The sequence below is a fragment of the Roseitranquillus sediminis genome, assembly GCF_016918935.1.
Classification (GTDB): domain Bacteria; phylum Pseudomonadota; class Alphaproteobacteria; order Rhodobacterales; family Rhodobacteraceae; genus Roseitranquillus; species Roseitranquillus sediminis.
The window spans coordinates 1-24,344 of sequence record NZ_JAFFOB010000030.1 but is presented as its reverse complement, the minus strand read 5'-3'; the positions used below and the strand labels follow the sequence as shown (position 1 = coordinate 24,344).

The 24,344-nt window shown below is 66.3% G+C and carries 38 protein-coding genes; all 38 read right to left on the bottom strand.

All coding sequences use genetic code 11. From position 1 onward, the window contains the following. Window positions 1-10: 10 nt before the first annotated feature. Window positions 11-1,327 carry an amino acid ABC transporter permease gene (locus JM664_RS17990; RefSeq protein ID WP_227421321.1) on the bottom strand — a complete coding sequence of 439 codons (1,317 nt, stop codon included), beginning with the start codon at window positions 1,325-1,327 and terminating at the stop codon, window positions 11-13. A gap of 1 nt (window position 1,328) precedes the next feature. Next, the gene (locus tag JM664_RS17985; protein WP_227421320.1) at window positions 1,329-2,546 is read right to left on the bottom strand and encodes an amino acid ABC transporter permease; all 1,218 of its coding nucleotides are present in this window, start codon (window positions 2,544-2,546) and stop codon (window positions 1,329-1,331) included. 124 nt (window positions 2,547-2,670) lie between these two features. Further along, a complete protein-coding gene (locus JM664_RS17980) occupies window positions 2,671-3,684 on the bottom strand; it encodes an amino acid ABC transporter substrate-binding protein (RefSeq protein ID WP_227421319.1) in 1,014 nt (337 codons plus the stop codon). 172 nt (window positions 3,685-3,856) lie between these two features. Continuing rightward, complete coding sequence (locus tag JM664_RS17975; protein ID WP_227421318.1) at window positions 3,857-4,585, bottom strand: ATP12 family chaperone protein; 729 nt, start codon at window positions 4,583-4,585, stop codon at window positions 3,857-3,859. After that, entirely contained in the window at window positions 4,582-5,244 is a 663-nt protein-coding gene (locus tag JM664_RS17970; RefSeq protein ID WP_406675834.1) for an HAD-IA family hydrolase, read from the bottom strand. The genes JM664_RS17975 and JM664_RS17970 overlap by 4 nt, the downstream gene beginning before the upstream one ends. Next, window positions 5,241-6,281, bottom strand: a complete 1,041-nt coding sequence (locus JM664_RS17965) for an RluA family pseudouridine synthase (protein ID WP_227421316.1) — start codon at window positions 6,279-6,281, stop codon at window positions 5,241-5,243. Before JM664_RS17965 ends, JM664_RS17970 begins: the two co-directional genes overlap by 4 nt. Then, a complete protein-coding gene (crcB, locus tag JM664_RS17960; protein WP_227421315.1) occupies window positions 6,278-6,652 on the bottom strand; it encodes a fluoride efflux transporter CrcB in 375 nt (124 codons plus the stop codon). Before crcB ends, JM664_RS17965 begins: the two co-directional genes overlap by 4 nt. A 31-nt stretch (window positions 6,653-6,683) precedes the next feature. Beyond that, a complete protein-coding gene (locus JM664_RS17955) occupies window positions 6,684-7,994 on the bottom strand; it encodes a replication-associated recombination protein A (RefSeq protein WP_227421314.1) in 1,311 nt (436 codons plus the stop codon). 87 nt (window positions 7,995-8,081) lie between these two features. Next, window positions 8,082-8,669, bottom strand: a complete 588-nt coding sequence (locus JM664_RS17950) for an acyl-homoserine-lactone synthase (protein ID WP_227421313.1) — start codon at window positions 8,667-8,669, stop codon at window positions 8,082-8,084. 66 nt (window positions 8,670-8,735) lie between these two features. Further along, window positions 8,736-9,347, bottom strand: coding sequence for an autoinducer binding domain-containing protein (locus tag JM664_RS17945; protein ID WP_227421312.1), 612 nt, complete (start codon window positions 9,345-9,347; stop codon window positions 8,736-8,738). Window positions 9,348-9,626: 279 nt separating this feature from the next. Further along, complete coding sequence (gene rplQ, locus JM664_RS17940; RefSeq protein ID WP_227421311.1) at window positions 9,627-10,046, bottom strand: 50S ribosomal protein L17; 420 nt, start codon at window positions 10,044-10,046, stop codon at window positions 9,627-9,629. Between the two features lie 114 nt (window positions 10,047-10,160). Next, window positions 10,161-11,177 carry a DNA-directed RNA polymerase subunit alpha gene (locus JM664_RS17935; protein WP_227421310.1) on the bottom strand — a complete coding sequence of 339 codons (1,017 nt, stop codon included), beginning with the start codon at window positions 11,175-11,177 and terminating at the stop codon, window positions 10,161-10,163. A 107-nt stretch (window positions 11,178-11,284) separates the two neighbouring features. Further along, window positions 11,285-11,677: a 30S ribosomal protein S11 gene (rpsK, locus tag JM664_RS17930; protein ID WP_227421309.1), complete on the bottom strand. Its 393-nt coding sequence runs from the start codon at window positions 11,675-11,677 to the stop codon at window positions 11,285-11,287. A 15-nt stretch (window positions 11,678-11,692) separates the two neighbouring features. Continuing rightward, on the bottom strand, window positions 11,693-12,061 hold the full coding sequence (gene rpsM / locus JM664_RS17925) for a 30S ribosomal protein S13 (RefSeq protein WP_227421308.1): 369 nt from the start codon (window positions 12,059-12,061) through the stop codon (window positions 11,693-11,695). 135 nt (window positions 12,062-12,196) lie between these two features. Then, window positions 12,197-12,877, bottom strand: coding sequence for an adenylate kinase (locus tag JM664_RS17920; protein WP_227421307.1), 681 nt, complete (start codon window positions 12,875-12,877; stop codon window positions 12,197-12,199). Next, window positions 12,874-14,229, bottom strand: coding sequence for a preprotein translocase subunit SecY (secY, locus tag JM664_RS17915; protein ID WP_227421306.1), 1,356 nt, complete (start codon window positions 14,227-14,229; stop codon window positions 12,874-12,876). The genes JM664_RS17920 and secY overlap by 4 nt, the downstream gene beginning before the upstream one ends. A 228-nt stretch (window positions 14,230-14,457) precedes the next feature. Next, window positions 14,458-14,919, bottom strand: coding sequence for a 50S ribosomal protein L15 (rplO, locus tag JM664_RS17910; protein WP_227421305.1), 462 nt, complete (start codon window positions 14,917-14,919; stop codon window positions 14,458-14,460). Window positions 14,920-15,046: 127 nt separating this feature from the next. Continuing rightward, on the bottom strand, window positions 15,047-15,235 hold the full coding sequence (gene rpmD, locus JM664_RS17905) for a 50S ribosomal protein L30 (protein ID WP_227421304.1): 189 nt from the start codon (window positions 15,233-15,235) through the stop codon (window positions 15,047-15,049). An 11-nt stretch (window positions 15,236-15,246) separates the two neighbouring features. Further along, window positions 15,247-15,816, bottom strand: coding sequence for a 30S ribosomal protein S5 (gene rpsE / locus JM664_RS17900; RefSeq protein ID WP_227421303.1), 570 nt, complete (start codon window positions 15,814-15,816; stop codon window positions 15,247-15,249). An 11-nt stretch (window positions 15,817-15,827) separates the two neighbouring features. Further along, entirely contained in the window at window positions 15,828-16,187 is a 360-nt protein-coding gene (gene rplR, locus JM664_RS17895) for a 50S ribosomal protein L18 (RefSeq protein ID WP_227421302.1), read from the bottom strand. Window positions 16,188-16,200: 13 nt separating this feature from the next. After that, the gene (gene rplF, locus JM664_RS17890) at window positions 16,201-16,734 is read right to left on the bottom strand and encodes a 50S ribosomal protein L6 (protein ID WP_227421301.1); all 534 of its coding nucleotides are present in this window, start codon (window positions 16,732-16,734) and stop codon (window positions 16,201-16,203) included. Window positions 16,735-16,744: 10 nt separating this feature from the next. Then, window positions 16,745-17,137 (bottom strand): 30S ribosomal protein S8, encoded by a 393-nt coding sequence (rpsH, locus tag JM664_RS17885; RefSeq protein ID WP_227421300.1) that lies wholly within the window; start codon window positions 17,135-17,137, stop codon window positions 16,745-16,747. A gap of 13 nt (window positions 17,138-17,150) precedes the next feature. Further along, the gene (gene rpsN / locus JM664_RS17880) at window positions 17,151-17,456 is read right to left on the bottom strand and encodes a 30S ribosomal protein S14 (protein WP_227421299.1); all 306 of its coding nucleotides are present in this window, start codon (window positions 17,454-17,456) and stop codon (window positions 17,151-17,153) included. Window positions 17,457-17,470: 14 nt separating this feature from the next. Next, a complete protein-coding gene (gene rplE, locus JM664_RS17875) occupies window positions 17,471-18,034 on the bottom strand; it encodes a 50S ribosomal protein L5 (protein WP_227421298.1) in 564 nt (187 codons plus the stop codon). Then, on the bottom strand, window positions 18,034-18,339 hold the full coding sequence (gene rplX, locus JM664_RS17870) for a 50S ribosomal protein L24 (RefSeq protein ID WP_227421297.1): 306 nt from the start codon (window positions 18,337-18,339) through the stop codon (window positions 18,034-18,036). The genes rplE and rplX overlap by 1 nt, the downstream gene beginning before the upstream one ends. Next, on the bottom strand, window positions 18,339-18,707 hold the full coding sequence (gene rplN, locus JM664_RS17865; protein ID WP_005621870.1) for a 50S ribosomal protein L14: 369 nt from the start codon (window positions 18,705-18,707) through the stop codon (window positions 18,339-18,341). Before rplN ends, rplX begins: the two co-directional genes overlap by 1 nt. A gap of 57 nt (window positions 18,708-18,764) precedes the next feature. After that, window positions 18,765-18,998, bottom strand: coding sequence for a 30S ribosomal protein S17 (gene rpsQ / locus JM664_RS17860; RefSeq protein ID WP_227421296.1), 234 nt, complete (start codon window positions 18,996-18,998; stop codon window positions 18,765-18,767). A gap of 1 nt (window position 18,999) precedes the next feature. Further along, window positions 19,000-19,215: a 50S ribosomal protein L29 gene (gene rpmC, locus JM664_RS17855; protein ID WP_227421295.1), complete on the bottom strand. Its 216-nt coding sequence runs from the start codon at window positions 19,213-19,215 to the stop codon at window positions 19,000-19,002. A 97-nt stretch (window positions 19,216-19,312) separates the two neighbouring features. After that, complete coding sequence (gene rplP / locus JM664_RS17850; protein WP_227421294.1) at window positions 19,313-19,726, bottom strand: 50S ribosomal protein L16; 414 nt, start codon at window positions 19,724-19,726, stop codon at window positions 19,313-19,315. 6 nt (window positions 19,727-19,732) lie between these two features. Continuing rightward, on the bottom strand, window positions 19,733-20,434 hold the full coding sequence (rpsC, locus tag JM664_RS17845; protein WP_227421293.1) for a 30S ribosomal protein S3: 702 nt from the start codon (window positions 20,432-20,434) through the stop codon (window positions 19,733-19,735). Further along, window positions 20,434-20,814, bottom strand: a complete 381-nt coding sequence (rplV, locus tag JM664_RS17840; RefSeq protein ID WP_227421292.1) for a 50S ribosomal protein L22 — start codon at window positions 20,812-20,814, stop codon at window positions 20,434-20,436. Before rplV ends, rpsC begins: the two co-directional genes overlap by 1 nt. 5 nt (window positions 20,815-20,819) lie before the next feature. After that, window positions 20,820-21,098, bottom strand: a complete 279-nt coding sequence (gene rpsS, locus JM664_RS17835; protein ID WP_227421291.1) for a 30S ribosomal protein S19 — start codon at window positions 21,096-21,098, stop codon at window positions 20,820-20,822. Window positions 21,099-21,100: 2 nt separating this feature from the next. Further along, window positions 21,101-21,943, bottom strand: a complete 843-nt coding sequence (rplB, locus tag JM664_RS17830; protein ID WP_227421290.1) for a 50S ribosomal protein L2 — start codon at window positions 21,941-21,943, stop codon at window positions 21,101-21,103. 114 nt (window positions 21,944-22,057) lie between these two features. Then, window positions 22,058-22,354 (bottom strand): 50S ribosomal protein L23, encoded by a 297-nt coding sequence (locus tag JM664_RS17825; RefSeq protein ID WP_227421289.1) that lies wholly within the window; start codon window positions 22,352-22,354, stop codon window positions 22,058-22,060. Further along, window positions 22,351-22,971, bottom strand: coding sequence for a 50S ribosomal protein L4 (rplD, locus tag JM664_RS17820; RefSeq protein WP_227421288.1), 621 nt, complete (start codon window positions 22,969-22,971; stop codon window positions 22,351-22,353). The genes JM664_RS17825 and rplD overlap by 4 nt, the downstream gene beginning before the upstream one ends. After that, the gene (rplC, locus tag JM664_RS17815; protein ID WP_227421287.1) at window positions 22,961-23,839 is read right to left on the bottom strand and encodes a 50S ribosomal protein L3; all 879 of its coding nucleotides are present in this window, start codon (window positions 23,837-23,839) and stop codon (window positions 22,961-22,963) included. The genes rplD and rplC overlap by 11 nt, the downstream gene beginning before the upstream one ends. 14 nt (window positions 23,840-23,853) lie before the next feature. Continuing rightward, entirely contained in the window at window positions 23,854-24,168 is a 315-nt protein-coding gene (gene rpsJ / locus JM664_RS17810; RefSeq protein ID WP_106161064.1) for a 30S ribosomal protein S10, read from the bottom strand. Between the two features lie 79 nt (window positions 24,169-24,247). Then, on the bottom strand, window positions 24,248-24,344 hold a 97-nt coding region (locus JM664_RS17805), incomplete at its 5' end, for an EF-Tu C-terminal domain-related protein (protein WP_227418795.1).

Below are 24,344 nucleotides of genomic sequence, written 5' to 3'. Positions count from 1 at the left end.
GGCGTTTTCCTCAACGGTGGCCGGTCTCGAGCTTCCGCTCGAGGTACATGGAATAGCGCGACATGCTGAAGCAGCAGATCCAGAACAGCAGGCCGATGAACACGAAGAGCTCCCAGTAGATGCCGTTCCATTCGGTCGAGGCGCGGATCGCGTTCGAGAGGCCGATCGGGTCAAGCAGGCCGATGAAGACCACCAGCGTCGTGTCCTTGAATAGCCCGATGAAGGTGTTGACGATCCCCGGGATCGAGATCTTCAGCGCCTGCGGCAGGATGATGAGTCGCATTGCCTTCCAGTAGTCGAGGCCGAGCGCATCGGCCGCCTCGTACTGGCCGCGCGGCAGCGCCGCCAGACCGCCGCGGATCACCTCGGCCATGTAGGCGGCGGCGAAGAGCGTCACCATGATGATGACCCGCAGCATCAGGTCGAAGTTCGTCCCCGGCGGCAGGAAGTAGTTTAGCAGCAGCGACGCGGTGAAGAGCCACACGATCAGCGGCACGCCGCGGATGATCTCGATGAAGCCGACGCAGCTCTTGTTGATGATGAAGAGATGCGACTGCCGCCCGAGCGCGAGAAGGATCCCAAGCGGGAAGCTCAGCGCGATGCCGGCGACGCCGATGATGAAGGCGAGCATGAAACCGCCGAAATCCCCGGATCCAATGCGCACGAGACCGATTGGCGCAATCTGCGCCAGGTCCCCCGCGATCGGCCCCACGGCGAAGAACCACCAGGCGAGCGGCAGCAGGATCGCGGCGATCGCTGCGGCGAGCGTTCCGAGGCGCGGCTCGGCGAGGCGGAAGGCGCCCCACCCGATCACGAAGCCCGCGATGACCAGGAGCGGGCCCCAGATCGTGCCGCCCCAGAGGAGCCAGTAGCCGATGAAGGGATAGATCGCGGTGAAGGCGAGCAGCCGACGGGGCAGTCCCTGAAAGAGGACCGGCGACACCGCGACGAGGAAGAGCACGAAGGCCAGCACCGGGCGCCAGTAATGCTCGGGCGGGTAGAAGCCGAAGAGGAGCTGGTTCCAGCGCTCGGTGATCACGGCGAAGCACGCGGATGCGGCGCCCTCGCCATAGCGCGCGTCCCGGATCTCGCGGCACTCGGTGAGGCTGCCGGCGTCCCAGACCGACTGCAGGAACCAGGGCAGCAGATGCGCGAGCGCCCAGACGACGAAGGCGATCGACAGCACGCTGAGGAGCACGTTCAACCACGACGAGAAAAGGTTCTCGCGCACCCACTTGAAGATGCCGGTCTCGCCCAGCGGCGGGTCGGCGGGTGGCACCATGCTCTCGCGAACGAAGGCGACGGTCTGCGCGTGCGTGTCGCTCATCTCACCGCTCCTTCAGCTTCACGCGCGAGTTGTAGAAGTTCATGGCGCTGGAAATGACGAGGCTGAGCAGCAGGTAGAAGCCGCCGAGAAGGAGCATCCCCTCCAGCTCGCGCCCCGTCTGGTTGATGCTGATGCCCCCAAGGGTGGAGCGCACGTCCATGTATCCGACCGCAATGGCCAAAGATGAGTTCTTGGTGAGGTTCAGGTACTGCGAGATGAGCGGCGGGATGATCACGCGCAGCGCCTGCGGCAGGATGACGAGGTTCATCGTGCGACGCGGCCTGAGGCCGAGCGCGAAGGCCGCCTCGGTCTGACCCCGCGACACGGCGAGGATGCCCCCGCGCACGATCTCGGCGATGAACGCCCCGGTGTAGAGCGAAAGCGCCAGCCAGAGAGCGATCAACGAGTTCCGCAGGTGCAGTCCGCCGGCGAAATTGAAGCCGCCCAGCTCGGGGTAGTCGAGGCCGATCGGTGCGCCGAGGACGAAGTAGGCAAGCACCGACGGAACCAGAAGGAGTGCCAGCGAGACGGCGAAGACCGGGAGAATCTCGCCGGTCCTCTCCTGGCGCGCGTGTGCGTAGCGCCGCCAGGCCCAGATCCCCACGATTGAGAGAACAAAGACGATGCCGAGCGCGAGGGACCCCGGCCCCCAGACCGGCGCGGGAACGTAAACGCCGCGGTTCGAGATCGCCACGCTGTCGAAGAGCAGCATCGAGGCAGTACCGCCTTCGCGGAAGTCGCGCGGCTGCGGCGTGCCCTCGGTCATCAGCGCGAAGATGGCGATGATCCAGAGCAGCAGGGGGACGTTGCGGAAGCCCTCGACATAGACCGTCATCAGGCGCGAGACGATCCAGTTCGACGAGAGCCGCAGCACGCCGGCGATGACGCCGATGATCGTCGCGGCGACGCAGCCCATGAAGGCCACGAGCAGGGTATTCAGGATGCCAACGAGGGCCGCGCGCGCGTGGGTGCTTTCGGAGGAGTAGTCGATCAGTCGCTGGTTGATGTCATAGCCTGCGCGCTGGCCGAGGTAGCTGAAGTCGAAGTCCTTGCCGAGCGTCGCGAGGTTCTGGACCGTGTTCGAGACCAGCCAGGAGAAGAACAGCATGAGCAGGACCAGCGCCACGATCTGGATCGTGAGGGAGCGATAGCGCGTGTCGTATATGAGCTGGCCGAGATGGAACGACTGCTTCGGTGGCTCGGCTGCGGTCGTCGTCATTCTGGCGGTTCCCCCGTTTCGCCCATGATCGACCAGCCTCGCACGGTTTGCACGCTGCGGACGGTCAAGGCCTCTGGTGGATGTGCGAAGGGCGCGGACCTGCCGCGCCCTTCACCGCTTCTGCTTACCGGAACGGCGGTGCGTAGAGCAGACCGCCGTTCTGCCACTGGGCGTTGAGGCCCCGCGGCAGGCCGATGGGCGTGCCCTCGCCCAGGTAACGCTCGAACAGCTCGCCGTAGTTGCCACCGGCCTTGATGGCATTGACGGCCCAGTTGTTGTCCAGCCGGATCATCGCGCCCAATTCGCCCTCGGTCCCGAGGAGGCGGTTGATCTCGGGGTTCTCCGTCCCCTGCGCCAGCTCGTCCACGTTTGCGGAGGTGACGCCGTACTCTTCGGCGGCGACGAGCGCGTTGAGCGTCCAGCGCACGATGTCGCCCCACTCGGGATCGCCATGGCGCACGAGCGGTCCAAGCGGCTCCTTCGAGATGGTCTCGGGCAGGATGACGTGGTCGCCGGGATTCTCGAACGTCGCGCGGGTCGCGGCGAGGCCGGACCGGTCGGTCGTGTAGACGTCGCACGCGCCGGCGAGGTACTGCTGCTGCGCCTCGGCGTTTGTCTCGATCGGGACCGGCTCGTAGTCCATGTTGTTGGCGCGGAAGTAATCCGCCAAGTTCAGCTCGGTCGTGGTGCCGGTCTGGATGCAGACTGTCGCGCCGCTGAGATCGCGCGCCGAAGTCACGCCGAGCGCCTTGGGCACCATGAAGCCCTGGCCATCGTAGTAGTTGATGCCGGTGAACTCGAACTTCAGGTCGTTGTCGCGGCTGAATGTCCAGGTCGTGTTCCGCGCCAGCATGTCGATCTCGCCCGAGGCGAGGGCGGTGAAGCGGGTCTGGCCGGTGGTGGGCACGAACTCGACCGCCTGCGGATCGCCAAGCACGGCGGCGGCAACGGCACGGCACACCGCAACGTCGAAGCCTTCCCACTGGCCCTGGGCGTTCGGCGACGAAAAACCGGGCAGGCCGGTCGACACGCCGCAGTTCAGCGTTCCGCGCGACTGAACGTCGTCCAGCGTCGCAGCCGACGCGGCCCCCGCGACGAGACCTGCGGCCATTGCGCCGAAAAATACGGATCTCTTCATCTTTACCTCTTCCTGTAGCCCACCCGAAAACCGGGCTGGGCGCCCGGTCCACGACGTGAACGCGCTATGGTGAGGGAGGTCCTTCCCCATCCCCTTCGGTGCCGGAAGTTTGGGCGTATTCATTCCATGCAGTCAAGGCCGTGATCCGGGACCGTGATGTAACGGAACCTTCTCAACCGCCGGCTGCAGCGTGCTCCCGTGCCAGCGCGTCGAAGCGTTCGGCTGCGAGGAAGGCCTCGCACCGGACGGCCTCGGCCTCCGCCGCCTCGGCGTCCTCGCCCCACTGCTCGGCCTGCCATCTCTCGTCGATGCGCGAGTGCTCCCACGCGGCCATCGCGTCGAGGTGGCGATGCCGGACGGCGAAGCCGAGCACCAGCGAGCCCGACAACATGACGAGGTCGTGAAACGCCGTCAGGGCGAAGGCATCCATCGCCTCGACCTGCGCCGCCAGCCGCGCGACCGCCTCGCGCGGCTGCGGCTGCGGCATCACGCCCGCAATGGGGACGAGCCGCGCCCCGAGCGCCTGCGCGGACCATTCGAGCAGCGGGTCCCAGGCCTCCGACTGCCGGCGGGCGAGCCCCTCCGGAGTCTCCGCGCGGTAGCAGAGCAGGTCCGTCTCGCCATAGGCCGCGAGCGCCTGCACCACCTCCGCATGCTGCGGCGCCACCTTGTCTATCGCGGCGTTCGCGGCCCGCGTGACGGGCATCGTCCCCGGCTCGACGTGCTCACGCTGCCGATCCCATTCCTCCGCCACGACTGACGCCATCGCCTGCGTCGGCAGCAAGAGGGGCCGCTTGCCCGGCGTCATCAGCCGCCGCTCGTCTAGGAGGACGCACCAGTCCGCGCCCTCACGCCGAACGCTCGCGGTCGCCCAGAAGCGCTTGACAGCCCACTCGCTCATGCGACCGCCATTTCGCCTGCGCCGAGCATCGCCTCGAGAGCCGCCACGTCCTCCGCGACGCCGATGGCGCCCGCGCCGTGCAGGGCGGCGGCCGGATGATAGCCCCAGGCGACACCCAAGGCGCCAATGCCGGCGGCGCGACCCATCTCGACGTCGAAGGTCGCGTCGCCGACGATGACGGCGTGCTCCGGCGTCACGCCTACGGCGTCCAGCGCCGCCGTCAGCATCGCCGGGTGCGGCTTCGACGGGTGCAGGTCCGCGGTCTGTACCGTCTGGAACAGGCCTTCCAGCGCGTGATGCGCCAGCAGGCGGTCGACGCCCCGCCGCGACTTTCCGGTGGCGATGCGGAGGAGCGTTGTCGGCCGCGACCCCAGCCGGCGTAGCATCTCGGCGATGCCCGGGAAGAGCGGCGCCTCGGGACCCGCGGAAAAGGCTCGGCGATAGGCGAGGATGCCGCGCTCCACCTCGCCCGGCGTTGCATCCGGCGCCAGCCGAGTGAAGGCGAGCGGCAGCGACAGTCCGATCACCGACCTCACTTCGGCAAGTCGCGGTGCGGGGCGATCGATGGCTGCGAACCCTGCCGTATAGGCCGCCGCGATCTGCCGCTGGCTGTCGACCAGCGTGCCGTCCACGTCGAACACGATCAGGCGCAAGGTCACACCTCGCCCTCGAACGGGTCGCCCGGTACGTCGTTCTCGCGCCAGTCGAGCAAGCGCCAGGTGCGCGCCATGTGCTCCGGCAGCGGCGCGCCGAGGTTGAGCACCGCTCCGGTGAAGGGGTGCGTCAGGCGCAGCGCGCGCGCATGGAGGTGGAGCTTTCGGCTGAATTCGCCGCCGAGTTGCGCGCCCCAGCCGTCGCCCAAGTTCTCCTGGCCCGAGCCGCCGTACTTTCCGTCGCCCACCACAGGATGGCCGAGCGCGGCCATATGCGCGCGAAGCTGGTGCGTGCGGCCGGTCACCGGCACCAGCGCCACCCAAGACGCACGCGACCCGAGCGAGGAGAGGACGGCGTAGTCCGTCACCGCGCGCTTGGCGCCGGGCGTGCTGTCCGCAACGTCCGGGTGGACGCAGTGCATCTTCTCGCCCTCGCCACCCTTGCCGTGGCCGGGCGCCTTGACCAGAGCGAAGCGAATGGTCCCCATGCGTGGCTGCGGCACTCCGGCAACCGCGGCCCAGTAGATCTTGCGGGTCTCGCGCGCGCGAAAGGCCCGCGTCAGCGCCTCGGCCGCGTTCCTGCTGCGCGCCAGCAGCAGGAGGCCGGAGGTGTCCTTGTCGAGCCGGTGCACCAGGCGCGGCTTTTCCTCGCGATCGAAGCGCAGCGCCTCGGACAGGGCGTCGACGTGACGGCGCTGGCCGCTGCCTCCCTGCACCGCGAGGCCCGGAGGCTTGTTCAGCGCGATGATGTGGTCGTCGCGATAGATGACCGCGCGCCGCATCATCTCGGCATCCGCCTCGCTGACTTCCTGCCGCCGCGGCGCTGGCGCCTCGGCGTCCGGGAGCGGCGGGATGCGCACCTCCTGCCCCGGCTCGATCCGTGTCGAGGGTTTGACTCGGCCGCCGTCGACGCGGATCTCGCCCTTGCGGCACAGTTTCTCGAGCCGGCCCTGCGGCACGTGCTCGAACCGGCGCCGGAACCATCGATCAAGGCGTTGCCCGCCTTCGTCGGCGCCGACGACGAGGGTCTGCACGCCGCTCATCCCGCGGCCCTCGCCAGCCAGAGGCCCAGCGTGAGCGCGCCTACCGACAGCAACACGGAGAGCACGACGTAGAGCGCCGCCAGCGCAGGCTCCCCGCGCTCCACGAGGCTGACTGTATCGAGCGAGAAGGCCGAGAAGGTGGTGAATCCACCCAGAAAGCCGCTCATCAGCAGCGGCGACAGGACCTGCAGCCCGCGCGTCATCAGCCAGACGACGCAGACGCCCATCAGGAACGATCCCGCCACGTTGACCACGAGCGTGCCCCAGGGAAAGCCCGCTCCGAGGGCGCGGAGCGCCGCGACACCGGTCAGGTATCGCAGGACGGCCCCGGCGGCGCCGCCGGCGGCGATCTGCACGAGCGTAGCGGACATGGCGCTTCTGTCGTCGCCGGGCACGCCCTTGTCAATCCTCGCTCCGGCGAGCGCGCTGCCTGACAAACCAGTCGAGCCGCTTCTTCAGCTCGCGCTCGAAGCCGCGCTCGGGCGGCACGTAGTAGACGCCGCGCTTCATCCCATCGGGGAAGTAGTTCTGGCCGGAAAAGGCGCCCTCGGCGTCGTGGTCGTACTGGTAGCCGGCACCGTATCCCTGCTCCTTCATCAGGCGCGTCGGAGCGTTCAGGATGTGGCGCGGCGGCGGCTCCGACCCTGTCGACTTCGCCGCGGCCATGGCCGACTTGAAGGCGGTGTAGACGGCGTTCGACTTTGGCGCGAGGGCGAGGTAGACCACTGCCTCAGCCAGCGCCAGCTCGCCCTCGGGGCTGCCCAGCCGCTCGTAGGTCTCCCACCCGTCGAGGCAGAGCCGCTGCGCCTGCGGGTCGGCGAGGCCGATGTCCTCGACCGCCATCCGCGTAATCCGCCGCATCAGGTAGCGCGGATCCTCCCCGCCCTGGAGCATCCGCGCAAGCCAGTAGAGCGCGGCGTCGGGATCCGAGCCTCGCACCGACTTGTGCAGCGCCGAGATCAGGTTGTAGTGCGCGTCGCCGCTCTTGTCGTACTGCGCCGCCCGCCGCGCCAGCCGGCTCGACAGCGCGGCGCGGTCGAGCGCACCCTCCGCCCCCCAGCCGTCGATCTGCTCGATGAGGTTCAGAAGTGCGCGCCCATCCCCGTCGGCCATCTCGATGAGCTCGCTGCGCGCGTCCTCCGTCAGCGGCAACGGGCGTTCGAGCTCGGCCTCGGCCCGCTGCGCCAGACGTTCGAGATCGTCCGCCGACAGCCGGTTCAGCACCAGCACCTGCGCGCGGCTGAGCAGCGCGGCGTTGAGCTCGAAGGACGGGTTCTCGGTCGTGGCACCGACCAGCAGGATCGTGCCGTCCTCCATGTGTGGCAGGAAGCCGTCCTGCTGGGCCTTGTTGAATCGGTGGATCTCGTCGACGAAGAGCAGCGTTCCGCGACCGTTGGCGTGGCGCATCCGCGCCGCCTCGAAGACCTTCCGCAGCTCGGCGACGCCGGTGAAGATCGCGCTGATCTGGATGAAGGCGAGGTCGGTCTCGTCCGCCAGCAGCCGGGCGATCGTGGTCTTGCCGACGCCGGGCGGCCCCCAGAGGATCAGCGACGAGAGGCGCCGCGCGGCCAGCATCGAGCCAAGGGTACCTTCAGGGGCCAGCAGCGCCTCCTGGCCCACGACATCCGCCAGGCGCCGGGGGCGGAGCCGGTCCGCCAGCGGACGCGGCGCTTCGGAGGGCGGGGCTGCGGTCGTTTCGAAGAGATCGGCCATGCCCCAACGTGCGCTTCGGCGCCGCCCGCCGCAACTGCGGTGGGACGGCGCCGCGACCGCGTCTACGTGGCCGATCGACGTCCGGTGTCAGTGGAGCCGACGGGAGAAATCCATCGAGACCACCTGGTATCGAATGCCGTCCATCACCATGACCCTGCCGCCGGCGCTCATCGCGAGGCCACAGCGCCGGGCCCACCGCGTCCAGTTCGCGGGCAGCAGCGCCAGCATCTGGCTGGCGCCGAACTCGCGCGCGGCCGTCGAGAGTTGCACCACCATCTGAGCGTGCACGCTCCGCCGGATATTCGCGGGCACGTCGTGGGCGACAAAGCCGCGCGTGACCTCCCAGATGTGCGGCGCAACGGGCGCCTCGCAGTCCAGCAGGTCCTCGGGAATGCTGGGCAGGAGGCCCTTCTGCGCATCGCGGATCATGTAGCTGTAGATGCCGCAACGGGCCGTCGTCGGCGTGAGGCGCATTCCGCCCAGAACCTTGCCGAAGTCATGGACGGCTACCCAGCGGCTGGCGGGCGTGTCGTACTGGTCGTATTCCATTCCCATGGCTTCGGGCAGGTCCCACTCGTTCTGGACGATGAACGACTGTCGGCGGGCGCGAAGAAGGTTGGCGAAGAGATCGCCATAGTTGTGCATGTTCTCGAAAGAAAGCGTCGTGGTTTGCATCGTTACTACTCCGGCTGAGGTTGGGTTGGGGTCAGGAAACGTTCAGCCCGGCGCCGGAGGGGCATGTCATATCAGCCGGTAGTCGCGCGCGCGCTGGATCGCCTCGGCCGTCGTCCGCGCGAGCAGACGCTGGCGCGCCGAGTTGAGGCGGGCTTTCAGGGCGCTTTCGGAGATCTTGAGCTTCGCCGCGGCAGCTGCATGACGGTCCCCCTCCGCAATCAGGCGCAGGGCGTCGATCTGGGCTCTAGTCAGGCTGGTCGGCGGCTCGGTTCGGTCGTGCAGCGCGTAGATGATGTGCGCGAAGCGGTCGATTTCTTCCGACGTGAACTCGCGGTCGGATCTTGCCGCGGATGCAATCGTCCGCGACTTGACCGGTCCGCAGGATACCGCGAAGCCATAGACCATGCCGAAGTCCTTCGCCTGTTCCAGGATGCCGAAGGGGTCCGGAATCTCGATCTCGCTCCACCGCGCTGTTCCCGTCGTTGAAAAGCCCCACGCGATGATCGGGTCGCGAAGGGCGTATGCCTGCTCGGTATAATGGTCGGTCCAGCCCGGATCGTAGGTCTGGTGGTGCAGCAAGGGCAGCGCGAACCTGATGTGCAGGGCGAAGAAGAAGCCGCTGGGCGCCATGCCCGCGAGCTGATCCAGTTGCGCTTCGATATCCGATCTGACCGACATGCTCTTTTAGACAAGTTGTTTGGTTAACGATCCACTATATGCAGGAAGGGTCAAGCTAACCAATTTCCGAGGGATTTTAAGAGCTTGTTTAAGGCACAGTTAACCCACACACTTGCTGCCCTCGGCCCCGAGGATCATGCCGATCTTCTGCACCTGCTGACGGCGAACACAAAAAAAGATCGCCTCGAGGACAACCTCGAAGCGATCTTCGCCTCGATCCGACTTCGGCGCGACGCGCGGGGCGAACGGCCGAAATAACGTACCGGCTCCGCCGGAAGGTCAGTCCTCGGCGGCATCCTCCTCGGCCAGCCTGGCGCGATCCGCCGCGCCCTTGGCCTCGGGATCACGGTCCACAAGCTCCACAATCGCCATCGGGGCCATGTCGCCGTAGCGGAAGCCAGCCTTCAGAACCCGGACGTACCCACCCGGCCGCTCCGCATAGCGCGGGCCGAGGACGTCGAAAAGCTTCGCGACGTGCATGTCCTGCTTGAGCTGGGCCGCGGCCTGCCGACGGGCATGCAGATCGCCGCGCTTGCCAAGCGTGATGAGTTTGTCCGCGACCCGCTTCAGCTCCTTCGCCTTGGGCAGGGTCGTCTTGATCTGCTCGTGTTCGATCAGCGACCCGGCCATGTTGGCGAAGAGCGCCTTGCGGTGCTCGTGAGTGCGATTGAGGCGGCGATAACCGCTTGCGTGACGCATGATGTATCTCCTTTGTGCTTTGTCCGGCGGGCCGTGCGTGCGGCCCGCTCACCTTGGGGCGGGTTGCCCGGGGTCGGGTCGCCAGCGGCGCTTGCGCGGCCGCTGGCGTCGGTCTCAGAACTGGTCCTCGAACTTCTTGGCCAGGTCCTCGATGTTCTCCGGCGGCCACTCCTCGACGTCCATGCCGAGGTGCAGGCCCATGCCCGAGAGCACTTCCTTGATCTCGTTCAGCGACTTGCGGCCGAAGTTCGGCGTGCGCAGCATCTCGGCTTCGGTCTTCTGGATGAGGTCGCCGATGTAGACGATGTTGTCGTTCTTGAGGCAGTTCGCGGAGCGGACGCTCAGCTCCAGCTCGTCGACCTTCTTGAGCAGGAGCGGGTTGAACTCCAGCCCGTCGTCCATGCCGGCTTCGCGCGCACTCTCCGGCTCCTCGAAGTTGACGAAGATCGCCAACTGGTCCTGCAGGATCCGCGCGGCATAGGCGACCGCGTCGTCCGGCGTGACCGAGCCGTCGGTTTCGAGCTTCAACGTCAGCTTGTCGTAGTCGAGCACCTGGCCCTCGCGGGTCGGCGTGACCTCGTAGCTGACCTTGCGGACCGGCGAGTAGATCGCGTCGATCGGGATCAGTCCAATCGGCGCATCCTCCGGCCGGTTTCGGTCGGCTGCGACATAGCCCTTGCCGGTGTTCACGGTCAGCTCCATGAACAGGTCGGCGCCCTCGTCGAGGTGGCAGATCACGTGGTTGCGGTTCAGGATCTCGATGCCCGCGCTCTCGGAGATGTCGCCGGCGGTGACGACGGCCGGCCCCTTGGCCGAGATCGAAAGGCGCTTCGGCCCCTCGACCTCCATCCGGATCGCGACGCCCTTGAGGTTCAGCACGACGTCGGTCACATCCTCGCGGACGCCGGCGATTGAGCTGAACTCGTGCAGGACGTTATCGATCTGGACGCTGGTGATGGCGCCGCCCTGCAGCGAGCTCATCAGGACACGCCGCAGCGCGTTGCCGAGCGTCAGGCCGAAGCCTCGCTCCAGCGGCTCTGCCACGACGGTGGCCTGCCGGGCGGGGTCGTTGCCGGGGCGGACGACCAATTGCGTCGGCTTGATCAGTTCCTGCCAGTTCTTGTGGATCATGTAGCTCTCCTCAATGCCTGCGAGCCGCCCATGTCCGTAAGCGGCCCGCTCCCGAGGTGACGATGTCGTTGAGCGATCGAGCGCGGGACGCTCGGCGCGATATGGTGTCAGACGCGGCGCCGCTTCGGCGGGCGGACGCCGTTGTGCGCGATGGGCGTCACATCGCGGATCGACGTGATGTTGAAGCCGACGGCGGCCAGAGCACGCAGGGCGCTCTCGCGACCCGAACCGGGTCCCTGGACCTCGACCTCGATCGTGCGGACGCCATGTTCCTGCGCCTTCCGGCCCGCATCCTCCGCGGCCATCTGCGCCGCGTACGGGGTCGACTTTCGGCTGCCCTTGAAACCCATCGTTCCGGCGGAGGACCAGGCAATCGCATTGCCCTGGACGTCCGAAATCAGGATCTTGGTGTTGTTGAAGGACGAGTTCACATGCGCCACGCCGGCGGCGATGTTCTTCGAGACCTTCTTGCGGGTCGTCGTGCGACGATCACGTGCCATATTCGAGCTCTCCCCTTACTTCTTCTTGCCGGCGATCGGCTTCGCGGGGCCCTTGCGGGTGCGCGCGTTGGTGTGGGTGCGCTGGCCGCGCACGGGGAGATTGCGGCGATGGCGCAGGCCGCGATAGCAGCCAAGATCCATCAGACGCTTGATGTTCATTTGGGTCTCGCGACGCAGGTCGCCCTCGACGGTGACGTTCGCGTCGATGTGCTCGCGGATCTGCAGCACCTCGGAGTCGCTCAGCTCGTTCACGCGCCGGGACTGGTCGATTCCGACCGCCTCGCAGATCTCCCGCGCCGTCGACGCGCCGATTCCGGTGATGTAGGTGAGGGCGATGGGAACCCGCTTTGCAGTCGGGATGTTCACGCCGGCAATTCGTGCCACGTCGTCTGTTCCTTTCGTTGCGGTTCCGTAGCGCCAGAACCTTTTTTCACAACGTAAGCCCGAGGCTTGATGCCACGGGCTTGCGATATGCGATGGCCCGGTCGAGCGACCGATTCTCTTGCGAGATGGGCTGTCCTAGAGAGAGTGCGCCGGCTCGTCAAGGGCGGCGCGCGGTGCCTCGACGATGTCCCTCACCCGCTCGGCCACCTCCGGGATCGGCGCCAAGGCGTCGATCCGCACGAGTCGGCCCTTGGCATGATAGTAGCCGATCAGCGGCGACGTCTTCTTGTAGTATTCCATGAGCCGCGTGCGCAGCGCCTCCGGGTTGTCGTCGGCGCGCCGCTTGAACTCCGTGCCGCCGCACACGTCGCAGACGCCAGCCTTCCGAGGCTGCTTCGTCTCGTCGTGATAGACGGCGCCGCAACTGGCGCAGGTGAAGCGCCCGGAGATGCGGCGGACCAGCGCCTCGTCGTCGACCTGCATCTCGATCACCGCATCGAGCCGGAGGCCGCGCCGGTCGAGCAGATCGGCCAGCGCGTCGGCCTGAGCGAGAGTGCGCGGGAAGCCGTCGAAGATGAAGTCTCCCCCCGGATCGGCCTCGAGCTTCTCCTCGATCAGTCCGACGACGATTTCGTCGGTGACGAGGTCGCCGCGGTCCATCACGTCGGCCACGCGGCGCCCCATCTCGGTCCCGCTCTGGCGGGCCTCCCGAAGCATGTCGCCGGTGGAAAGCTGCGTCATTCCCCTCTCGTCCACCAGAAGTCGGGCCTGCGTTCCCTTGCCCGCGCCCGGCGGCCCGAGGAGTACGATGTTCATCTGCGTGCTGTCCCCTTCTTGCCGCGTCGTTTGCCGCGCAGCTGCGATTTCTCGATCAGGCCCTCGTACTGGTGCGCCAGCAAGTGGCTCTGAACCTGGTTGATCGTGTCCATCGTCACCGACACCACGATCAGCACCGAGGTGCCGCCAAAATAGAACGGGATCGCCAATTGTGAACGCAGAATTTCAGGCAGCAGGCAGACCGCCGCCAGATAGGCGGAGCCCAGTACCAGCACCCGCGTCACGACGTAGTCGAGATATTCCTCGGTTCGCTTGCCGGGCCGGATGCCAGGGATGAAGCCGTTCTGGTTCTTCAGGTTGTCCGCCACGTCGTCCGTCTTGAAGGAGACGTTGAACGTGTAGAAGTAGGTGAAGAAGATGATCATGCCGGCGAAGAACAGCAGATAGAGCGGCTGGCCCGGTCCGAAGTATGCCAGGACCGTCGACATCACCGGCCCGGTCTGCTGGCCACTGAACGTCGCGAGCGTGGTCGGCAGAAGAAGAAGCGACGAGGCGAAGATCGCCGGGATGACGCCGGCCGGATTCACCTTGACCGGCAGGTGCGAAGAGCCGCCGTCGTAGACCTTCATCCCGACCTGCCGGCGCGGATACTGGATGTGGATCTTTCTGAGCGCCCGCTCCATGAAGACCACGAAGCCGATCACAGCGATCACCATCAGCAGCACACCGATGATGACGATGGGGCTGATGGCGCCCGACCGGCCCTGGCTCAGGAACTGCGCAAGCGCGGCCGGGACCTCGGCGATGATGCCGACGAAGATGATGAGTGAGATGCCGTTGCCGATGCCGCGCGCGGTGATCTGCTCGCCGATCCACATCAGGAACATCGTGCCGCCGACTAGCGTGATGACGCAGGCGACGCGGAAGAACCAGCCGGGATCCGTCACGAGGTCGCCGGCCTCGAGGCTGACCGCCAGCCCGTAGGCCTGGAAGGTCGCAAGAAATACCGTGCCGAAGCGCGTGTACTGGTTGATCTTCTTGCGCCCCTGCTCGCCCTCCTTCTTAAGCTGCTCGAGCTTCGGAACCATCGCCGTCATCAGCTGCACGATGATCGAGGCGCTGATGTAGGGCATGATCCCGAGCGCGAAGATGCCCATGCGACTGATCGCGCCGCCGGTGAACATGTTGAGGATCCCGCCGATGCCGGTGGCGGCCTGGTCCATGAAGTCCCGCAGGGCACCGCCGTCAATGCCGGGCACGGGGATGTACGTCCCGATCCTGTAGACGATCAGCAGGCCGATCGTGAAGAGGATCCGCTGCCTCAGCTCGGTCGCCTTGCCCAGCGTCCCCCAGCTGAGGTTCGCAGCCATCTGTTCTGCTGCCGATGCCATCAGGAGTTCCTTTTCATCGTGGCGCCCGTCACCGAGGCGTGGCGAGTCAGCATTCGTTCAATTCAGCGAGCCTCGGCCGCTCCACGGCCGATGCAAAGCTCCGCAATACGGAGTTTCGCTCGCGCGTCGCGGCCCACTCGCGAAAACGCCGCCGAACCGTCTTCCGGTCGGCGGCGCTTGGAAAACACAGCGATCGATGTAAGCGGCGCCAGCGCCGCCCACAACCGCTTATTCGGCCGCCGACGTGACGGTGAGCGAGCCGCCGGCCTTCTCGACCGCCTCGATCGCGGACCGCGACGCCCCGGTCACGGTCATCTCGACCTTGGCCGACAGCTCGCCCGCGCCCAGCACCCGCACACCGTCGAGCTTGCGCCGGACCAGGCCGCTGTCGACGAGCTCGTTCTCGGTGATGACCTCGCCAAGCTTGCCAGCGTCGATGAACTTCTGGATCATCCCAAGATTGACCACAGCATAGCGCTTGCGGTTCGGCTTGTTGAAGCCGCGCTTCGGCAGCCGCTGGTAGAGCGGCATCTGGCCGCCCTCATAACCATTGATCGAGACACCCGAGCGGGACTTCTGACCCTTGATCCCGCGGCCGGCAGTCTTGCCGAGGCCCGAGCCGGGACCGCGACCGACGCGCTTCTTGCGCTTTGTCGCGCCCGGATTATCGCTCAGTTCGTTCAGCTTCATGTCGCTTCTCCTCTTGCCGGATGCGGCCCCCAAAGCGACGGGAAGCGGCCGACCTCGGCGTGAACTTTCAACTTCCTGCAAGTTTCCAAGACCGGATTTGCAAGAACTTGTAGGAGTGCGGGGCCGGTCAGCCCCGCTCTTCGATGATCTGCACCAGGTGCGGGATCGAGTTGACCATGCCGCGAACGGATGGCGTGTCCTCGAGCTCGCGCGTGCGATGCATCTTGTTCAAGCCCAAGCCGATCAGCGTCTGGCGCTGCACGGCGGGGCGGCGGATGGGCGAGCCCACCTGCTTGACGACGATCGTCTTGGCCATCGCGTGTCTCCTTACGCTTCCGCCGGCTCGGCGTCCGCAGGCTCATCGCCGCGGCGCAGGATGTCGGCCACCTTCTTGCCGCGCCGCTGGGCGACGTTGCGCGGCGACTGCTCCTTGCGCAGGCCATCGAGCGTGGCGCGGATCATGTTGTAGGGGTTCTGGCTGCCGAGCGACTTCGCCACGACGTCCTGGATCCCCAGCATCTCGAACACGGCGCGCATCGGGCCGCCGGCGATGATGCCGGTGCCGTGGGGCGCTGTGCGCATGACGACCCGACCGGCGCCATGACGCCCCTCGATGTCGTGATGCAGGGTGCGGCCCTCGCGCAGCGGCACGCGCATCATGCCACGCTTGGCCTGCTCGGTCGCCTTGCGGATCGCTTCCGGGACTTCTTTCGCCTTGCCCTTGCCGAAGCCGACGCGGCCCTTCTGGTCGCCGACGACCACCAGTGCTGCAAAGCCGAAGCGCTTGCCGCCCTTCACCGTCTTGGACACGCGGTTGATCGCCACGAGACGATCGGCGAATTCGGGGTTCTCGTCGCGGTCGCGACGGCCGCCCCGACCTTGCGGTTCTCTTGCCATTCTCGTCTCCCTCAGAACTTCAGGCCGTTCTCACGGGCGGCGTCGGCAAGCGCCTTCACCTTGCCGTGGAACAGGAAGCCGCCGCGATCGAAGTAGCACTCCTCGATACCGGCCTTCTTCGCCCGCTCGGCGATCGCGGCACCTATCGTCGCCGCCGCCTCGAGGTTGTTCTTGCCGACGACGCCGAGGTCCTTCTCGAGCGTCGAGGCCGAGGCGAGGGTCCGTCCCTCGCCGTCATCGATCAGCTGCACGCTGATGTTCTTGCTGCTGCGGTGGACCGACAGGCGGGGACGCCCGGCGGCCAGGGTGCGCAGCTTGTTCCTGGTGCGCAGGCGGCGCTTTAGGAACAAATCTCGCTTGGTGTTCGCCATTTCTGTCGCGTCCTTACTTCTTCTTGCCTTCCTTGCGGAAGATGAACTCGCCCGCATACCGGATCCCCTTGCCCTTGTAGGGTTCGGGGCGGCGCCAGTCGCGGATGTTGGAGGCAACCTGGCCGACCTGCTGCTCGTCGATGCCCTCGACGACGATCTGGGTCTGCTTCGGCGCCGTCACGGTCACGCCCTGCGGCACCTCGAAGTTAACTTCGTGGCTGAGGCCCAGGTTCAGCTTCAGGACGTTGCCCTGCATCTGGGCGCGGTAGCCGACGCCCTGGATCTCGAGCTCCTTCTTGAAGCCGTCGGTCACGCCCTGCACCAGGTTCGCCACCATCGTGCGGCTCATGCCCCACTGCTGACGTGCGCGCTTGGAGTTGCCGCGCGGCGTCACGCTGACCGCGCCGTCCTCGACCGCCAGCGTCACGTCGTCGGTCGCGGTGAACTGGCGGGTGCCCTTCGGCCCCTTCACCTCGATCTGCTGCCCCGAGACCTTCGCCTCGACGCCCGAGGGAAGCGGGACCGGTTTCTTGCCGATACGAGACATGCGTCCCTCCTCAGAATACGGTGCAGAGCACTTCGCCGCCGACGTTCGCCTGACGTGCGGCCGTGTCCGACATGACGCCCTTCGACGTCGACACGATCGATACGCCGAGACCGCCGCGAATTTGCGGGACGTCGCGCGCGGCCATGTAGACACGGCGACCGGGTTTCGAGACGCGCTTGACCTCGCGGATCACCGGAGTGCCCTCATAGTACTTGAGACTGATCTCCAGCGCCGGGTGGCCGCGCTCGTCCGTCGTCTTGTCGTAGCCGCGGATGTAACCTTCGTCCGCCAGCACGTCGAGGACCCAGGCCCGCAGCTTGGACGCGGGTGTCACTACCGTGGACTTGCGGCGCATCTGCGCGTTGCGGATGCGGGTGAGCATGTCGCCCAAGGGATCGTTCATCGCATCGCCCTCCTTACCAGCTCGACTTGACCAGACCGGGGATCTGGCCGTTCGAACCGAGGTCACGCAGCGCGATCCGGTTCATCTTGAGTTTGCGGTAATAGCCGCGCGGCCGGCCGGTCAGCTGGCAGCGGTTGTGCAGGCGGCTGGGCGACGAATTCCGCGGCAGCTTCGCCAGCTTGAGGCGCGCCTTGAAGCGCTCCTCCATCGGCTTCGACTCGTCGTTCGCGACATCCTTCAGCGCCGCGCGCTTGGCGGCATGCTGCGCGACCAGGCGCTGGCGCTTCTTTTCGCGTTCGATCATTGCTTTCTTGGCCATGAAATCCCCCAGGCTCAGCTGTTGAACGGCATGTTGAAGTGCTTCAACAGCGCCTTGGCTTCCGCGTCGGTCTTCGCGGTCGTGCAGATGACGATGTCCATCCCCCAAACCTCGTCGACCTTGTCGAAGTTGATCTCAGGGAAGACGATGTGCTCCTTCAGGCCGGTGGCGTAGTTGCCGCGGCCATCGAAGCTCTTGCCGGAGACACCGCGGAAGTCGCGGATCCGCGGCATGGCGATGGTGATAAGGCGGTCAAGGAACTCGTACATCCGGTCCCCGCGCAGCGTCACCTTGGCACCAAGCGGCATGTCCTCGCGGACACGGAAACCCGCGATCGACTTCTTCGCCTTGGTGATGACGGCCTTTTGACCGGCGATCTGCGTCAGGTCCTCCTGCGCGGAACGGGCCTTCTTCGAGTCGCGCACCGCCTCAGCACCACAGCCAATGTTGAGCACGATCTTCTCAAGCCGCGGCACCATCATGCCGTTCTTGTAGCCGAACTCCTCGGTCAGTGCCTGGCGAACGCTATCTTGGAAGAGCGCCTTGAGGCGCGGCGTATAGTTCGTCGTGTCGAGCATCAGATCACGTCCCCCGTGGTCTTGGCGAAGCGGACCTTCTTGCCGTCCTCGAAACGAAAACCGACGCGCGTCGGCTTGCCGCTCGCATCCATGAGGGCAAGGTTCGAGAGGTCCACCGGCATCGGGGTCGGCACGCGGCCCCCCTGCTCGGCCTGGCTCTGCCGGCGGTGCCGGATCGCGACGTTGATCCCGTCGACGACCGCCTTGTTCTCCTTTGGCATGACGCGGGTGACCTCACCCTGCTTGCCCTTGTCCTTGCCGGCGAGCACGACGACCTTGTCGCCCTTTTTCAGCTTGGCAGCCATCAGAGCACCTCCGGAGCAAGCGAGATGATCTTCATGAAATTCTTCGCGCGGAGCTCGCGCACGACCGGGCCGAAGATCCGGGTGCCCACGGGCTCGTTGTTGTTGTTGAGGATGACGGCGGCGTTCCGGTCGAAGCGGATCGCAGTGCCGTCCTCGCGCCGAACTTCCTTGGCGGTGCGAACGACGACTGCCTTGCGGACGTCGCCCTTCTTGACGCGGCCGCGCGGGATCGCCTCCTTCACGCTGACGACGATGATGTCGCCCACGCTGGCGTACTTCCGCTTCGACCCGCCGAGGACCTTGATGCACTGAACCCGGCGCGCGCCGGAATTGTCAGCGACATCCAGATTGGTCTGCATCTGGATCATTTAGGTGTCTCCCGACCTTTGGGGGCGCGCCCCCAGGGTTTCGATCGCACCGGGATGTCAGGCTTGCGCCACGACCTCCCAGCGTTTCGTCTTGCTGACCGGCGCGCATTCCTGAATGCGGACGCTGTCGCCAACCTTGAATTCGTTCTTCGGATCGTGCGCGCGGTACTTCTTCGAAGCGCGAACGGTCTTGTGCAGAAGCGGGTGTGCGTAGCGCCGCTCGACCAGGACGGTAACCGTCTGGTCGTTCTTGTCGCTCGTCACGGTGCCCTGCAGGATACGCTTCGGCATCTCAGGCCTCCGTCTTTTCGGCGGCCGCGGCAACGGCCTTTTCGTTCAGGATCGTCAGCACGCGGGCGGTTTCGCGGCGGACCTGCCGCATCCGCGCCGTGTTCTCGAGCTGCCCCGTGGCCTGGCGGAAGCGCAGGTTGAACGCCTCCTTTTTCAGCGTCGTCAGCTGGTCGCGCAGCTGATCCGGCGTCTTGTCTCTCAGTTCCTGGGCGTTCATCGCCGCGTCCTCTCGATCAGAAGTCAGAGGGCACGCCCTCCGCTTTTCCAACAACGTCCGAAGCCCCGCGTCATGCCGCGGGGCTTCGGGAAAATTCTTACCAGTCCTCGCGGACCACGGTGCGCGTCTTGATCGGCAGCTTCATGGCGGCGAGGCGGAGCGCCTCCCGTGCCACAGAATCAGTGACGCCGTCAATCTCGAACATGATCCGGCCCGGCTTTACCTTGGCGGCCCAGAAATCGACCGAGCCCTTGCCCTTGCCCATCCGCACCTCGGTCGGCTTCGACGTGACCGGCGTGTCCGGGAACACACGGATCCAGACGCGGCCTTGGCGCTTCATGTGGCGGGTCATGGCGCGGCGCGCCGCCTCGATCTGCCGCGCGGTGATCCGCTCCGGCTGCGTCGCCTTCAGTCCGTAGGTGCCGAACGCCAGGTCGAAGCCGCCCTTGGCCTCGCCGTGGATCCGGCCCTTGTGGAGCTTGCGGAACTTAGTGCGCTTTGGTTGCAGCATCTCTCGTTACCTCCGGCCGCCGCGCGAGGCGGGACCTTCCTGCAGTTCCTGCTGGCGACGGTCGCGGGCCGAGGGATCATGCTCGAGGATCTCGCCCTTGAAGATCCAGACCTTGATCCCGATGATCCCGTAAGGCGTCTTTGCCTCGGCCAGCGCATAGTCGATGTCCGCCCGCAGCGTGTGCAGCGGCACCCGGCCTTCGCGATACCACTCGGTCCGGGCAATCTCGGCGCCGCCGAGACGGCCGCCAACGTTAACCCGGATGCCGAGCGCACCCATCCGCATCGCGTTCTGGACCGACCGCTTCATCGCGCGCCGGAACGAGACCCGTCGCTCGAGCTGCTGGGCGATGGACTCCGCAACCAGCTGCGCGTCCAGTTCCGGCTTGCGCACCTCGACGATGTTGAGGTGCAGCTCGCTGTCCGTCATGGACGCCAGCTTCTTGCGCAGCGTCTCGATGTCCGCGCCCTTTTTGCCGATGATGACCCCCGGCCGTGCCGTATGGATCGTCACCCGGCACTTCCGGTGCGGACGCTCTATGATGACCTTGCTGACGCCCGCCTGCTTGCACTCGCGCTTGATGAACTCGCGGATCTTGATGTCCTCGAGCAGCAGGTCGCCATATTCCTTGGTGTCGGCGAACCAGCGGCTGTCCCAGGTCCGGTTGACCTGGAGCCGCATGCCGACCGGGTTGACTTTATTACCCATTACGCTTGCTCCTCGATCTGGCGGACCTTGATGGTAAGCTCGGAAAACGGCTTGATGATCCGCCCGAACCGGCCGCGCGCCCGCGGGCGCCCGCGCTTCATGGTCAGGTTCTTGCCGACATAGGCCTCGGCGACGACCAGCTCGTCGACGTCGAGGTTGTGGTTGTTCTCGGCGTTCGCAATGGCGGACTGCAGGCACTTCCTGACGTCCTGCGCGATCCTCCGCTTCGAGAAGGTGAGGTCGCTCAGCGCGCGCTCGACCTTCTTTCCGCGGATCAGCGCGGCGACGAGGTTCAGCTTCTGCGGGCTGGCGCGCAACATGCGCGCCTTCGCCATCGCCTCGTTCTCGGCCGTACGGCTGGGGTTCTTCTGCTTGCCCATCGCCCTTACCTCCGCTTCGCTTTCTTGTCGGCGGCGTGGCCGTAGTAGGTGCGCGTCGGCGCGTACTCGCCGAACTTCTGGCCGATCATGTCCTCGGTGACGTTCACCGGAATGTGCTTGCGGCCGTTGTAGACGCCGAACGTGAGGCCGACGAACTGCGGCAGGATGGTGGAGCGGCGCGACCAGATCTTGATGACCTCGTTGCGGCCGCTCTCGCGCGTCTTCTCCGCCTTCTTCAGCACGTGGCTGTCGACGAAGGGGCCTTTCCAAACGGAACGTGTCATGATCAGCGACCCTTCTTCCGGGCGTGGCGCGAACGCAGGATCAGCTGCGACGACGCCTTCTTCTTGTTGCGGGTGCGGGCGCCCTTCGTCGGCTTGCCCCACGGCGTGACCGGGTGACGGCCGCCCGAGGTGCGGCCCTCGCCGCCGCCGTGCGGGTGATCGACCGGGTTCATCACGACGCCGCGGACGCTCGGGCGCTTGCCGAGGTGCCGGTTCCGCCCCGCCTTGCCCAAGTTCTGGTTCGAGTTGTCGGCGTTCGACACCGCGCCGACCGAGGCCATGCACTCCTGCCGGACCAGACGCAGTTCGCCCGAACTCAGGCGGATCTGCGCATAGCCGCCGTCACGGCCGACGAACTGCGCATAGGTGCCGGCGGCGCGCGCCAGCTGTCCACCCTTGCCGGGCTTCAGCTCGATGTTGTGGACGATCGTTCCGATCGGCATGCCCTGGAAACGCATCGCGTTACCCGGCTTCACGTCGACCTTCTCGCCGGCCACGACCGTGTCGCCCACGCCGAGGCGCTGCGGCGCCAGAATGTAGGCCTGCTCGCCGTCCTGATAACGGATGAGCGCAATGAACGCGGTCCGGTTCGGATCGTATTCGATCCGCTCGACCGTAGCGGGGACGTCGAATTTGGTGCGCTTGAAGTCGACGACGCGATAGAGGCGCTTCGCCCCGCCGCCGCGCCGCCGCATCGTGATCCGTCCGGTGTTGTTCCGTCCGCCGTTCTTCGACAGTCCCTCGGTGAGCGACTTGACCGGGCGGCCTTTCCAAAGCTCCGAACGGTCGATCAGAACCAGCCCGCGCTGGCCAGGCGTCGTCGGATTGTACGACTTGAGTGCCATGCTTCCTGTCTTCCGTCTGCCTTGGACCTAAAGGTCCGTTTCTTCTTCCGGACCACCGGCCCGGCCTTGAAAGACTTCGGCCCCGCGAAGGGGCCGAAGATTCGACGCCTCGTATCAGAGGCCCGTGGTGACGTCTATCGTGTTGCCCTCTTCGAGGGTCACGTAGGCCTTCTTCACGTCGGCGCGGCGGCCCTTGATGCCACGGAAGCGCTTCTGCTTGCCTTTGGTCACGGTGGTGTTGACCGCCTTGACCTTGACGCCGAAGAGCTCCTCGACCGCCGCCTTGATCTGCGGCTTAACCGCATCCATCGACACCTCGAAAACCACCGCGTTGGCCTCGGAGGCCATCGTCGCCTTCTCGGTGATCACCGGCTTGCGGATCACGTCGTAATGCTGGGGTTTCGCGGTCATTTCAGTCGGGCCTCCAAGGCTTCGACACCGGCCCGCGTGATGACGAGCGTGTCGCGCTTCAGGATGTCGTAGACGTTTGCGCCCATCGACGGGAGCACGTCCACACCGGCCAGATTCGCCGCTGCACGGGCGAAGTTCTGGTCAACCTCGGCGCCATCGATCACGAGGACCCGCTTCCAACCCAGCTCCTTCGCCGCATTGGCCAGCACCTTGGTCTTCGCCTCGTCCATGGCGCAACTCTCAAGCACGACGAGATTTCCGTCCCGCGCCTTGGAACTCAGCGCGTGCTTGAGGCCGAGTTTGCGGAACTTCTTCGGCAGGTCGTGCGCGTGGCTGCGCGGGGTCGGGCCCTTGTAGATGCCGCCTTTGCGGAAGATCGGCGCGTTGCGGTCACCGTGGCGCGCGCCGCCGGTGCCCTTCTGGCGGTAGATCTTCTTCGTCGAGTAGCTCGTCTCGGACCGCGTCTTGACCTTGTGCGTGCCCTGCTGGGCGCGCGCACGCTGCCAGCGCACGACGCGGTGCAGGATGTCGGCGCGCGGCTCGAGGCCGAAGATCTCGTCCGAGAGCTCGATGTCGCCCGCCTTGCTGGCGTCGAGGCTGATGACGTCACTTTTCATCGTCGCCACCTTCTTGTTGCGGGTTGTCGGGCGTCTCGGCGGCCTTCTGCGCCTCGATGTCCTCTTCGGCTTCCTTCAGCGCGGCCTCCTGCTCGGCAGCAGCCTGCTCGGCCGCCGCCTTCGCGGCCGCCTCTTCCTCGGCGGCTGCCTGCGCGGCAGCCTCCTCGGCAAGACGCTTGGCTTCTTCGGCCGCGGACTTCAGCGCGGCGGGATAGATCAGGTTCTCGGGCGTCGGCTTCTTCACCGCGTCCTTGATCGTGACCCAGCCGCCCTTCGAGCCCGGCACCGCGCCTTTGACCATGATCAGGCCGCGGTCGGCGTCGGTGCGCACTACCTGCAGGTTCTGCGTGGTCACGCGGGCGGCGCCCATGTGGCCGGCCATCTTCTTGCCCTTGAACACCTTTCCGGGGTCTTGGCACTGGCCGGTCGAGCCGTGCGAGCGGTGGCTGATCGAGACGCCGTGCGACGCGCGCAGGCCGCCGAAGTTGTGCCGCTTCATCGCACCGGCAAAGCCCTTGCCGATCGAGGTGCCCGAGACGTCGACGAATTGACCCTCGAAGTAGTGGTCGGCGGTGATCTCCTCGCCGACCCCGATCAGGTTCTCCGGCGCCACGCGGAACTCCGCGATCTTGCGCTTGGGAGCGACGTTGGCGGCCGAAAAATGGCCGCGCATCGCCTTGGAGACGCGCTTCGGCTTCGCGACGCCCGCGCCGAGCTGGACGGCCGAATAGCCGTCGCGCTCTGCGGTGCGCTGAGCCACCACCTGCAGCCCATCGAGCTGCAGCACGGTCACCGGAACCTGACGCCCGTCCTCGAGGAAGAGGCGCGTCATCCCGACCTTCTTTGCGATCACTCCGGAACGCAGCATCGTCCTGCCCTCCCTCAGACCTTGATCTCGACGTCGACGCCGGCGGCGAGGTCGAGCTTCATCAGCGCGTCCACCGTCTGCGGCGTCGGATCCACGATGTCGAGGAGCCGCTTGTGCGTGCGGATCTCGAACTGGTCGCGGGACTTCTTGTCGACGTGCGGGCCGCGAAGGACCGTGAACTTCTCGATCTTGTTCGGAAGCGGGATCGGCCCGCGTACCTGCGCACCGGTCCGCTTGGCCGTGTTGACGATCTCCTGCGTGCTGGCGTCCAGCACGCGGTAATCGAAGGCCTTCAGCCGGATCCTGATGTTCTGGCTTTGGAGTGCCATCTTGTCTTGCCTTTCGCGGCTTGGCGGTTCGAGAGGTGGAGCGCGGCGGTCCCGCGCCCCACGTCGAGGCCGTTCTCGTTTACTGGATGATCTTGCTTACGACGCCGGCGCCGACGGTGCGGCCGCCTTCGCGGATGGCGAAGCGGAGCTTCTCCTCCATCGCGATCGGCGCGATC